The organism is Geomonas oryzae (genome assembly GCF_004117875.1).
GTDB lineage: Bacteria > Desulfobacterota > Desulfuromonadia > Geobacterales > Geobacteraceae > Geomonas > Geomonas oryzae.
The window spans coordinates 261,109-273,232 of sequence record NZ_RAHW01000001.1 but is presented as its reverse complement, the minus strand read 5'-3'; the positions used below and the strand labels follow the sequence as shown (position 1 = coordinate 273,232).

The 12,124-nt window shown below is 60.6% G+C and carries 11 protein-coding genes; 10 read left to right on the top strand and 1 reads right to left on the bottom strand.

Features of this window, described 5'->3' with window-relative positions; translation table 11 throughout:
* The first annotated feature begins 80 nt into the window (after positions 1 to 80).
* From trxB to D6Z24_RS01210, 10 genes are all read left to right on the top strand, one after another.
* Positions 81 to 1,034 carry a thioredoxin-disulfide reductase gene (trxB, locus tag D6Z24_RS01255; protein ID WP_129124723.1) on the top strand — a complete coding sequence of 318 codons (954 nt, stop codon included), beginning with the start codon at positions 81 to 83 and terminating at the stop codon, positions 1,032 to 1,034.
* Between the two features lie 146 nt (positions 1,035 to 1,180).
* On the top strand, positions 1,181 to 2,707 hold the full coding sequence (locus D6Z24_RS01250) for a YifB family Mg chelatase-like AAA ATPase (protein ID WP_129124722.1): 1,527 nt from the start codon (positions 1,181 to 1,183) through the stop codon (positions 2,705 to 2,707).
* Positions 2,708 to 3,037: 330 nt separating this feature from the next.
* Positions 3,038 to 3,676 carry a hypothetical protein gene (locus tag D6Z24_RS01245; RefSeq protein WP_129124721.1) on the top strand — a complete coding sequence of 213 codons (639 nt, stop codon included), beginning with the start codon at positions 3,038 to 3,040 and terminating at the stop codon, positions 3,674 to 3,676.
* A 211-nt stretch (positions 3,677 to 3,887) separates the two neighbouring features.
* Positions 3,888 to 4,319 carry a hypothetical protein gene (locus D6Z24_RS01240; RefSeq protein ID WP_129124720.1) on the top strand — a complete coding sequence of 144 codons (432 nt, stop codon included), beginning with the start codon at positions 3,888 to 3,890 and terminating at the stop codon, positions 4,317 to 4,319.
* A gap of 229 nt (positions 4,320 to 4,548) precedes the next feature.
* Positions 4,549 to 4,827 (top strand): hypothetical protein, encoded by a 279-nt coding sequence (locus tag D6Z24_RS01235; RefSeq protein WP_129124719.1) that lies wholly within the window; start codon positions 4,549 to 4,551, stop codon positions 4,825 to 4,827.
* A 377-nt stretch (positions 4,828 to 5,204) separates the two neighbouring features.
* Positions 5,205 to 6,458 carry an amidohydrolase gene (locus D6Z24_RS01230; RefSeq protein WP_198419495.1) on the top strand — a complete coding sequence of 418 codons (1,254 nt, stop codon included), beginning with the start codon at positions 5,205 to 5,207 and terminating at the stop codon, positions 6,456 to 6,458.
* Positions 6,459 to 6,483: 25 nt separating this feature from the next.
* Entirely contained in the window at positions 6,484 to 7,962 is a 1,479-nt protein-coding gene (locus tag D6Z24_RS01225) for an MFS transporter (RefSeq protein WP_129124718.1), read from the top strand.
* Positions 7,963 to 7,974: 12 nt separating this feature from the next.
* Positions 7,975 to 8,673 (top strand): trimeric intracellular cation channel family protein, encoded by a 699-nt coding sequence (locus D6Z24_RS01220; RefSeq protein ID WP_129124717.1) that lies wholly within the window; start codon positions 7,975 to 7,977, stop codon positions 8,671 to 8,673.
* 479 nt (positions 8,674 to 9,152) lie between these two features.
* On the top strand, positions 9,153 to 10,433 hold the full coding sequence (locus tag D6Z24_RS01215; protein WP_129124716.1) for a GGDEF domain-containing protein: 1,281 nt from the start codon (positions 9,153 to 9,155) through the stop codon (positions 10,431 to 10,433).
* Between the two features lie 213 nt (positions 10,434 to 10,646).
* Entirely contained in the window at positions 10,647 to 11,645 is a 999-nt protein-coding gene (locus tag D6Z24_RS01210) for a YhdH/YhfP family quinone oxidoreductase (protein WP_129124715.1), read from the top strand.
* Positions 11,646 to 11,720: 75 nt separating this feature from the next.
* On the opposite strand, the gene D6Z24_RS01205 is transcribed toward D6Z24_RS01210, so the two are convergent.
* Positions 11,721 to 12,116, bottom strand: coding sequence for an Hsp20/alpha crystallin family protein (locus D6Z24_RS01205; protein WP_129124714.1), 396 nt, complete (start codon positions 12,114 to 12,116; stop codon positions 11,721 to 11,723).
* Positions 12,117 to 12,124: the final 8 nt, after the last annotated feature.

Here is a 12,124-nt window from a genome sequence, read left to right as displayed (position 1 = left end):
GCGTTAGCGGCGTGGTACCTTGCAATTTTGAATATATACTGCTATCTTTCCGGCTAAATTTCAGTCGGAGGTTTTTACAAATGGAACCGATGCACCATCGTCTCATCATCTTAGGATCAGGTCCCGCCGGCTACACCGCAGCGATTTACGCTGCGCGTGCGAACCTGAACCCGGTCCTCATTACCGGGCTGCAGGCGGGGGGACAGTTGATGACGACGACCGAGGTGGATAACTGGCCGGGCGATGCTGCAGGGGTCATGGGCCCCGACCTGATGGAGCGGATGCGCCAGCACGCCGAGCGTTTCGGCACCCAGTTCATCTTCGACCACATCAACAAGGCACAGGTGATGAAGCCTCCTTTCGTCCTCGAAGGGGACAGCGGCGTGTACACCTGCGACGCCCTCATCATCGCCACGGGCGCCTCGGCGAAATACCTGGGGCTTCCGACCGAGCACGCCTTCAAGGGTAAAGGCGTTTCCGCCTGCGCCACCTGTGACGGCTTCTTTTACCGCAACAAGCCGGTCGCCGTCGTTGGGGGCGGCAGCACCGCGGTAGAGGAGGCGCTCTACCTCTCCAACATAGCAAGCCACGTCACCGTGATACACAGAAGGGACAAGTTCCGCGCCGAGAAGATCCTCGCCGACCGGCTGATCGAGAAGACCAAAAACGGCGGCAACGTCACCATCGAGTGGAACCACCAACTGGAAGAGGTGCTGGGGGACGAGTCCGGCGTGACCGGAGTCAGGCTGCGCCACAAGAGCGGTTCGGACAAGGTGATCGATGTGCATGGCTGCTTCATCGCCATCGGCCATCAGCCGAACACCCATCTCTTCGAGGGACAGCTCGACATGGACGAGGGGTACATCCGCACCGCCTGCGGCTACGAAGGGAACTCCACCGCGACCAGCACCCCCGGGGTCTTCGCCGCCGGCGACGTGCAGGACAGAAACTACAAGCAGGCCATCACCTCCGCGGGCACCGGCTGCATGGCCGCTCTCGACGCCGACCGCTACCTCGAAATGCTGAAAGCCTGATTATCCTTCCGGGGACTGGCTCCGCCAGGTGCCAGTCCCCTTTTCCCCCTTAGGGAGAGAGAAGGGCAGAGGGCCGCAGAACCAGAAGCAGCGCACCACCGCAGCCACCGCAGGAACTCACCCTTCACCTTCAGTTGGGGGTTCTCATGCTTGCCAAGGTCTTTTCCAGCGCGCTTGTGGGTATAGATGCCATTCTCGTCGACGTCGAGGTGGACATCGCCCAGGGGCTTCCCCAACTCTCCACCGTCGGCCTACCCGACGGCGCGGTCAAGGAAAGCAAGGACCGCGTCAAGGCCGCCCTCAAGAACTCCGGCTACGATTTCCCCAACCGCAAGATCACCGTCAACCTCGCCCCCGCAGACGTCAAGAAGGAAGGGGCCTCCTTCGACCTCCCCATTTCCATCGGCATCCTTGCCGCCACCGGCGTCATCAAGGAAGGGCTTTTGAAGCGCTACATCCTCTTGGGCGAGCTGTCGCTGGACGGCGGGGTGAAGCCGGTCCGCGGCTGCCTCTCCGTCGCCGTCGCCGCACGCGAGGCGGGACTCGCCGGGATCATCATCCCGGCCGAGAACGTAGCCGAGGGAGGCGTCGTCGAGGGGGTTGATGTGATCGGCGTGACGGAACTCGCCGAGGTGGTGGAGTTTCTGAACGGCAACCGCGACATCGTCCCGTACCGCGCCGACATCGAGGCCCTCTTCAGCCAGGGGGGCGATCCAGGCGACGACTTCAGCGAGGTGCGCGGGCAGGAGCACGCCAAACGCGCCCTCGAGGTGGCAGCGGCCGGAAGTCACAACCTTCTGATGATCGGCCCGCCGGGTTCCGGCAAGACCATGCTGGCGCGGCGCATCCCTTCCATCCTCCCACCGATGCTCTTCGAAGAGGCGATCGAGACCACCAAGGTCTACAGCGTCATGGGGCTTTTGGAGCGGGACCATGCCCTCATCTCCACCCGTCCCTTCCGTTCCCCGCACCACACCATCTCCGACGTTGGGCTGATCGGCGGCAGCAACACGCCGAAGCCCGGCGAGGTCTCGCTCTCGCACAACGGCGTGCTCTTTTTGGACGAGCTTCCCGAGTTCAAGCAGCACGTCCTCGAGGTGCTGCGCCAGCCCATGGAGGATGGCAGGGTCACCATCTCCCGCGCGCTCTCCTCGGTCACCTATCCCTCCCGCATCATGCTCGTCGCCGCGATGAACCCCTGCCCCTGCGGTTACCTCTCCGATCCCGTGCACCAATGCTCATGCACGCCGCTCATGATCCACCGCTACCGTTCCCGGGTTTCCGGACCGCTCCTGGATCGCATCGATATCCACATCGAGGTCCCCGCCGTGAAATATAGGGATCTTGCCGACCGCGGCGAGACCGAGAGCTCGGCGGAGATCGCCCTGCGCGTGTCGAGGTCGCGGGAAGTGCAGAAGGAGCGCTTCAAGGGAACCCGTGTCAGGAGCAACGCGCAGATGACTGCCCGGATGATCCGCAAGTTCTGCGAGCCGGACGAGGCCGGAAACCGCATGCTGGAAGTCGTCACCGACCGCCTCGGTCTCTCCGCCAGAAGCTACACGAGGATCCTTAAGGTCGCGCGGACCATAGCGGATCTGGCAGGAAGCGAAAACATCACGGAACAACACATCTCCGAGGCGATCCAGTACCGCAGCCTCGACCGCAAGACGTGAAAAGGGGACAGAAAAGGGGACTGGCTCCGCCAGGTGCCAGTCCCCCTTGCCTTGTCCGTCTTGGCCGAAAGGTGTCAGTCCCCCTTGCCTTGTGTCCACTCGGCCCTCCGTTTTCCTTCCTTTTTCTATCCCGGCAGTTCCGGCTTTCCGACCAGGGCGCTCCATCCTCCAAACTTTTGGCTTCCCCTTTTTGCCACCCCCGCTAGTCACTGCTGGGAAACAATAAAAAAATCCTAACGTCGTCTGGTCTTCTCCCCTCTTCGCGGTATAGATAGTGGGTCTCGCAAGCGGCATGTCCGCTGGGGCACCCGAAGGCGCAAGGAGGTGACCATGAAAACACGTGTGGGATTACTCGGGGCCGCGGTGGGCCTCGCCATTGGCTTCTCAATACTCACTGCTGACGCGGCAGCGCCCAGCGCTAAAAGAGGAGGCAACAGGAACCAGAACCTAGTCGAGATGACGCGGAATGCGCTGCAGGTGGAGGATGTGCTGGAAAAAGTCGTCTACCTGGCCTACACCCACGACGGCAAAATCGGGGAGGCTGTGAAAGGGAACTACGAGATCCTGCCGGAGACCATAATACCGTGGAGCATCTCGGATGAGAACTCCGTCTCCGTGGTAAAGGTGAAGACGAGTAAGGGGGGGAGCGCGAAGATGTACACCTTCGCCTTCATCTTCTCAGACGAGGGGCTGCAGTTGCTCCTTCTCTACCCTGGCGGCTCCAATGCGGACCCCACGCTCTTCAGCGACGTGCTCGTTACGGCTACAGGGGTCGCTCAGGCGGCTTTGAGTTCGGAGGAAGTGAACATCAAGGACACCCGCGTGCTCGGGCAGATCACCCCGGCTGGGTGGGCCGAAGAGTGGCTTTGGGTCAACGAGAATGGGAAAACCTACAAAATGGAGATATCGTTTTCCACCGGTGCTCCGGGACAGGGCACCGACTGGGACATCAGGGGCGCGCGCAAGTGACCCGAGATGACCGCAGCCCCGAAGGGGACTGGCTCCGCCAGGTGCCAGTCCCCTTCGGCTTTAGTTCCTACCGATAACCCCGCACGAAATTTACATCCCTCCCGCTGCTTGAAAAATTGGTGTCGTCTCATATAATGGCGCATGTGTTTCGGTTAATGTCCTGGGCGCAGCAAACGGGAACCCAGCCAACCTGGGGAAAGGAGGTAGGGATATGGTACGGCCATCGCAGAGTAGAATACTGAGGAATTATCGAAGCAAGACTCCGAGCCAGTTCTACACCATCTTGCTGAGGGTGTGGAAGTGCCTGACCGACAACCCGCACATCCCGGGGTCGGTATGGGCTGCGAATCCGGAACTGCTGTCGTTGTTTTTGGCCCTGGCGGCAAAGTACCACGAGGTGTACCAAAGAGCCTCCAGCTACTCCAGCAAGCTTGATATAGCCGAGCGAGAGGCTATCCAGGCGCAGTTGATCGCGTACATGGATGAGATCGCGTCGGTTTTGGAGGCGGCTGCTGTGCGTAATCCCGAGGTGCTCCTCACGTCGGGGTTCGATCTCGCCAAGGAACATAGGAACATCAACAGGGCGAGCGCACCGCAGGTCCCGTCTGAAGAAGTTAAGGTGCCTGGCACGGACACCAATTAAATCCTGATGACGTTGTGCGACCGGAGGACGCCATCCGCTGATCCTCAGTCGCGAGCACTAGCAATCACGAATAACGCAAGTTTGGGGGCTACCGGTTTCGGTACCCCCCTCTCTTTATCCTCTCGGCTCTCCCACCGATCGCCTCAGTACCATCCCATCCCCGGACGTGCGAGTTTCAACTTCCCACCGACGCATTCCAAGTTCCCACGGGCAGGTAACAAGTTCCCACTTGCAGGTGACAAGTTGCCACGTGCAGGTGACAAGTTGCCACGTGCAGGTGACAAGTTGCCACGTGCAGGTGACAAGTCACCACGTGCAGGTGACAAGTTCCCACGGGCAGGTGATAAGTCACCACGTGCAGGTGACAAGTCACCACGTGCAGGTGACAAGTCACCACGTGCAGGTGATAAGTTGCCACGTGCAGGTGACAAGTTGTCACGGGCAGGTGACAAGTCGCCACGTGCAGGTGACAAGTCGCCACGTGCAGGTGACAAGTTACCACGGGTAGGTGACAAGTTACCACGGGCTCGTTGCAAGTTGTCACGTGCAGGCGCTTGGATTGCCGGATGGTGAGAGGGGAAGAGGGGCTGTAAAGAATTTTGTGTGGAGATTAGATGGTACCAGATCAGATGGTGCCTGACCCCCTGGGAGTCTGCACCCATGGGTTTGCAGATCGGTATTCGGGCCCAATCTCCCACTGCTTTTGTATTACTTATGGCCACTGCATAATGCTCCGTTAAGAAAAGTGCTTAGGGATAAGCGGCTTCGCAGGCCTCGAGCTAACATCGTGTTTTAGTGATATTATCTGGTGAGTGAGTTGCCGGATGTGTATTCGTAATCTGAAACATATTTATCATCTTCAGTTGAAAGAATACGGGAGGAATTATGTCACCATTTGTCAGTCTCCTATCCGATCGGATCAAAAAGGCGCTCCCCATGGTCGAGGCCACCTATAAAGACCTCCACCAGAACCCCGAACTGGCGCTGCAAGAGACACGTACCGCAGGCATTGTTGCGCAGAAGTTGCGCGAAGCAGGGTTTGAGGTGACGGAAAAGGTGGGCAGAACGGGGGTGGTAGGCATCCTGAAAAACGGCGCAGGCCCGACGGTCATGCTGCGCGCGGACATGGACGCATTGCCGATGAAGGAGCATACCGGAGTGCCCTACGCCAGCACCAAGGAGGCGGTCAACGCCAAAGGTGAGACTGTGCCGGTCGCGCATGCCTGCGGGCATGACATGCACACGTCGTGGCTGGTCGGCGCCGCGACGGTCCTTGCTCAGGCACGGGAGGCATGGCACGGCACGCTCATGACGGTGTTCCAACCGGCGGAAGAAACAGCCCAAGGGGCGCAGGCCATGATCGATGACGGCCTCCTTGAGCGCTTCCCCAAGCCCGACGTCATCCTGGGACAGCATCTGCTGCAGTTTCGTGCCGGTACTGTCGGCTACCATGCGGGACAGATTCTCACCTCCGGCGACAGTCTGCTGGTGCGTTTTTTTGGCAAGGGTGCGCATGGCGGCATGCCGCAAAACGGCATCGACCCGATCGTGATGGCATCCGCGGCGGTGCTGCGCCTGCAGACCATCGTCAGCCGCGAGATTTCTCCGCAGGCCCAGGTCGTGGTTACGGTGGGCGAGTTCCATGGCGGGACGGCGGAAAACATAATTCCTGCGGAGGCTTATATAAAGCTCAACGTGCGGACCACGGACCAGGCAGCGCGTGATCATGTCTTGGCAGCGATCAAGCGCATCTGCGTCGCCGAGGCCCGCGCCTCCGATGCACCGAAAGATCCGGAGTTCGAAGAGATCAACAGTTATCCGCTAACCGTCAACGATGCGGAAGTGACCCGAAAGGTTACTGATGCGTTCCGTGGCCAGTTTGGTGATCAGTTGACCGAAGTGCCTTCCCAGGGGGCCAGCGAGGACTTCGGTCGTTATGGGAATGCCTGGAAAGCTCCCTACATGTACTGGTTCGTCGGCGGTACTGCGCCCGAAAAATACGATCAGGCGGTACGGGAAGGGGCGGTGGACCGACTGCCCGGGCCTCATTCGCCGTTTTGGGCCCCGGCGCTGTATCCGACCTTGCAAACAGGTCTTGAAACCATGCTGACCGCTGCCGGTGTTTGGTTGGTGAAATAGATCGAGAGATCGGGGAGGCTTGGACATGTCCAGCGATAATGGCAATGCTGCGATTGCAGTAGGCTCTCCGGCACCCGGCGTCTACCGGGGAAACGACAAGCTCCTGCTGGGTATCGTCCTGGCGGTCGTCACCTTCTGGCTCTTTGCCCAGACGACACTCAACGTGGCTCCCGACATGCGCGCCGAGCTGCGGATCGACGAGAGCTGGAGCAACCTCGCCGTGAGCATCACTGCCCTGTTTTCCGGCATTTTCATCGTAGTCATGGGGGGGGTCGCCGACCGCTTCGGGCGTGTGAGGATGGCGCTGATCGGCGTTGTTCTCAGTATGCTCGGGTCGTTGTTCATCGCAGCTTCGCCAACGGGAACCGTCGTCTTCCTCATGACGGGTCGGATCATCCAGGGACTTTCGGCAGCCTGCATAATGCCCTCCACCCTGGCACTGTTGAAGGCATACTACGACGGCGCGCAGCGGCAAAGGGCCGTCAGTTACTGGTCCATCGGTTCCTGGGGGGGCTCGGGGCTCTGCTCCCTGTTCGGCGGTATCGTCGCCTCGACGATCGGCTGGCGTTGGATCTTCTGGGTGGCGATTGCGGTCTCCATGATCAGTTACCTGCTGATTCGAGGAACGCCGGAAAGCAAGGTCGAGCAGTCCGGAGAGCGCCGCCGCATCGACTGGTCCGGTCTTATCACCTTCATGATTTCCATGGTAGCCCTCAATGTCATCATCGGGCAGGGATCAAAGCTTGGATGGACGAGCATGATGATCCTGGGACTCGCCGCGGTCTTCCTCGTGACGGCAATCGCCTTCTTGAAGATCGAACTGGGCGCGGAAAACGCCTTTGTGGACTTCAAGCTGTTCGCCAACAGCACGTACACCGGTGCGACCCTGTCCAATTTCCTGCTTAACGGTGCAGCGGGCACGTTGCTCGTATCCCTTACGCTCGTACAGACGGGAGCGGGGCTTTCCTCGCTGCAAGCCGGACTGCTTACCCTAGGCTACTTGGTCGCCATCCTGGCCACCATCCGGGTCGGTGAAAAGTTGTTGCAGTTGTGGGGAGCGCGCAAACCCATGCTGCTGGGGTGTGCCATAACCGCCCTCGGCATCCTGCTCACCTGTGCGACATTTCTCTATGCCAGGCAATACATGATCGTGGCCGTCATCGGGTTCACCCTCTTCGGCATCGGCCTGGGCTTCTACGCGACCCCCTCCACCGACGCTGCGCTGTCTAACGTCCCGCAGGACCAGGTAGGTTCCGCGGCAGGCATTTACAAAATGGCCTCGTCGCTCGGGGCGGCATTCGGCGTGGCGATTTCGGCGGCACTTTTCACCGGGTTGAGCGCCGGACACCTGACCTACGGGGCGGGCCTTTTCGTCGGGCGCACCGACAACGTCCAGGTACGCTACGCCGCCGCGGTTGCGCTGCTGTTCAACGCTTTCATGGTGATTGTTGCGATGATCGCTATCCTAAGGACCGTCCCCCCCGGCAGAAAAACGGAAAACTGAGTGGGAGGTGTCATGGAACCCGTTGGGATCACGCTGGTGAAAAAGGAACTGACGGTGGATCACCTCGTACTGATTCTCGATCTGCTCGGCACCTTCGTCTTTGCCCTCAGCGGAGCCATGGCGGCCGTTCGGCGACGGCTTGATCTCTTCGGGGTGCTGGTGCTCTCCTTTGCGGCAGCCACCTTCGGCGGGATCACCCGCGACCTCCTGATAGGAGCAGTGCCCCCGGCGGCGATCAACGACTGGCGTTATCTGGCGGTGTCGCTCTTGGCGGGAATCATCACCTTCTTCCGGCATCCCACGGTAAATCGGCTGGCAACCCGCGTTCTCATATTCGATGCAGCAGGGCTGGGGCTCTTCGCGGTCGCCGGAACGCATAAGGCCCTCTCCTACGGCCTCAATCCGGTCATGGCGGCTCTTTTTGGCATGGTGACGGGGATCGGCGGAGGAGTGGCGCGCGACGTGCTGTTGACTGAGATTCCTGTGGTCTTGCGAGCGGAGCTTTATGCCCTTGCCGCCTTGGCCGGTGCGACCGTGGTTGTCTGCGGTGCCGCGCTGCAGTTCCCGTCCGCCCTGGTGTCGGTCGTGGGAGCGGCCTTTTGTTTCGGGCTCAGGTACATGGCCATCCGCAACAGCTGGAAGCTCCCCGTAGCCGGCGGTCTCGAAGAGCCCACTGAGGAAACGCAGGGGACTCGAGACGCGAAAAAATGACGCCCTGCTCCCGAAGCGCAGATGTGCTGTTTAAGGGAAGCTTCAAGTCGATCGAGGCTCTTTGGGCTTGGCTTGGAGGCTGTGCGGAAGATGGGCTTCGAGGGGGTGGTGGCGCGGCAAGAAGTGGGTGGTTTGACGGGATGTGAGGGGGGATGTGGGGAAAAGTCGCAGTGCTGTAAAGGGACCATCAGGGCGGTTCGATCAGGGATGGTCCGCCCGGTCAACTGCAACCGTTACGAAAAGGGGGACTGGCACCTACGGAGCCAGTCCCCTTTGTGAAAACACGCGGGATGGGAAAATGTCACAAAGGTCTCTTTTTGTCGGTCTTTTGCTGATTTTGGGGTATTTTGTGACTGAACTCACACGATGTGGATGCATTAATGGTTGCGTATGGGTGACTGCTGGTATACTGTTAGCTGTCGTTTATGACCGTTCATTACAATTTTGATACTTCCCTGAGCTGCGCCTGTGAGTGAGCTATGCATAACATAGACATAAACGTGCACATGGTCGAACCGAATCCTGAAATGGAGATGGTTGCCGCAGCGAAGAAAACGCTGGGAGAGGGAGGACTCCGCTCCGCGCGCTTCCCGGAACCGCTGGAGTCCACCTTCGACAGGTACTACTGCGAAAAAACCCTGAAGCACGTGCGGGTTGCCCTCCTCACCGGCCTCATCCTCTACGCGGTGTTCGGTGTCGTAGACCTCATGCTTTTGCCTGCCGACCGGGCGCACATGTGGACCATCAGGTACGCCGTCGTCTGCCCCACCGTTATCGCCGGTCTCGTTTTCACCTATTTCGCCCACCTGAGACGCTTCACCCAGCCGGTCCTCTGGCTGGTGATGCTGGTGGGGAGCCTCGGCATCGTCGGGATGGTCTACTTCGACCCGACCCCCGCTAAAAACTACTATTACTCGGGTCTGCTGCTCCTCATAATGGGAGCCTTCACCTTCGTGAGCCTGAGGCTCCGCTATGCCGTCTCTTGGGCGGTGGCGACCACGCTCGCCTACGAGGCGGTGGCGATCTTCATCAACAAGACCGATGAAACCATCCTGATCCAGAACAGCTTCAGCATCGTGGCAACCATCATCATTGGCGCCTTCTCGAACTCCCTCATGGAGAACTACCTGCGCCGCGACTTCTTGAACGCCAACCTTTTGGAGCACGAAAACCGCCAGCTCCAGAAGGCGACCCTCGAACTGCGGCGCCTGTCGATATCCGATGCTCTGACGAACCTCGGCAACCGCAGGCACTTCGAGGTCATGCTCGACCAGGAGTGGGCGCGCGCCATGCGTTCCGAGATGCCGATCTCACTCATCCTTCTCGACATCGACTTCTTCAAGAACTTCAACGACAGCTACGGCCATCAGGCCGGAGACAACTGCCTGAAGGCGGTGGCCGACGCCATCGGCGCCCATGCCCGGCGCTCGGCCGACACCGCTGCACGCTACGGCGGTGAGGAATTCGTGCTGCTCTTGCCCGGGCTCACGCTGGACGAAGCGGCAGCCGTCGCCGAAGATTGCCGGCGCGCCGTGGAGGCACTTAACACCGCCCACGGCCATTCCGAGACCGCCGAGGTGGTAACCGTCAGCGCGGGAGTGGCGTCCATGGTGCCGCAGCGCGACGCAAACCGGCTGGATCTTGTCGAGGCGGCGGACAAGGCCCTGTACCGCGCCAAGACCAAGGGTAGAAACCGTGTCGTCCGCTGGGACGGAGAAGAGCACCGCTCCCCCAAGGCCTATCCCCATGCTGCGGTGTAAAGACCATTAGCCTAACTTCCCCCTTGTCGGTCGCACCCTTGTCGCCCCTGCGTTTTCCCTTCCTTCCTTGCTTGTTTCCCCACCCTCACTTGACCTTGTCACGTCAACCATTATCATTCATGAGTCTAAAACGGCACATCAACTCATCTACGCCGACGAGCGTTTCGTCGTTGCCGACCGGCAGGCGGAGCGGCAGTCGAATAGGAGGCGGTCATGGATTCGGAGGTACGGTTCAAGGCGCTGGTGGTCGAGAAGGCGCCGGACGGCTCTTTTACAAGGAGCATTGCGCAACGAAGCGTGGACGAACTCCCCGAGGGGGAGCTTCTGGTGCGGGTGCGCTACTCCTCGCTCAACTACAAGGACGCCCTGTCGGCCACCGGCCATCCGGGGGTGACCAGGCAGTTCCCGCACACCCCGGGGATCGATGCCGCGGGGGAGGTTGTTTCCTGCAGCGATGACGCCTTCGCACCGGGAGACGAAGTGATCGTGACCGGGTACGACCTCGGGATGGAGACCGACGGCGGCTGGGGGGAGTACATAAGGGTTCCGTCCAAGTGGGCGGTGCACCTCCCGCAGGGGCTTTCCCTGCGCCGGAGCATGATGCTCGGCACCGCTGGGTTCACGGCAGGTCTTTCCGTGCTGAAGCTCGAGTGGGCGGGGGTGAGGCCGGAAAGCGGCGACGTCCTCGTCACCGGCGCCACCGGCGGCGTCGGGAGCATCGCGGTGAGCATCCTGGCCAAGGCAGGGTACCGGGTGGTGGCGGCCACCGGCAAGGCGGCCGACGAGGCGTTTCTCAAGGAGTTGGGGGCGGCACAGGTCATTCCGCGCGAGGAGGTGACGGCGGGAGTGGAGCGCGCCCTTATGAAGGAACGCTGGGCCGGGGCGGTGGACGTGGTGGGAGGGGAGACTCTCTCTGCGGTGCTTAAGTCGACGCGCTACGGCGGGACCGTCACCTGCTGCGGCCTCGTCGGCTCGGCGGAACTCCCGGTCAACGTTCATCCCTTCATCCTCCGCGCCGTGACGCTCATCGGCATCGACTCCTCGCGTTGCCCTTCGGTTCCGAGGCAGGAGGTGTGGCGCCGTCTGGCCGGTCCCTGGGAGCCGCAAATGCTCGACGGCATGGCGACCGAGGTGACGCTCGACGGACTCGAGGAGAAGATCGGGGTGATCCTGCAAGGCGGTGTCAGGGGGAGGGTGGTTGTGCGGCTTTGAAGCTCGAAGCTGTTGTCGGAAACGTCGAGGGCCGCGTGAGCGGCCCTCTTTGCATCTTTTGTCTCCGACCTCTTCTCAGCTCACCTGCACCTCGATGCGCCGCGGCTTGGCGATCTCGGCCTTCGGTATGCGCAGGGTGAGGATGCCGTTTGCGAAGTCCGCCTTAGCCTTATTGTGATCGAGAGTTTCCGGGACGGTGAACTGCCGGAAATAGCTTCCGAGTTCGAATTCCCGGTAAACGGCAGTCCCGGGCATCGACACACCCGCAGGCGCGCTGATGGTAAGGACCCCTTTCTCCACGTTCACGTCGATGCTTTCCTTCGGGGCGCCGGGGAGGTCTGCGGTCACGAAGAGACCTTCGTCGGTTTCGATGATGTTGACCGCCGGGCGTATGAACCTCTCGTTGGACCTGGTTTCCTCGCGGGTTTCAACGTTCATTTCGTTTCTTTCCGTCAAGCTGTTGGGTGCCATAGTCATGA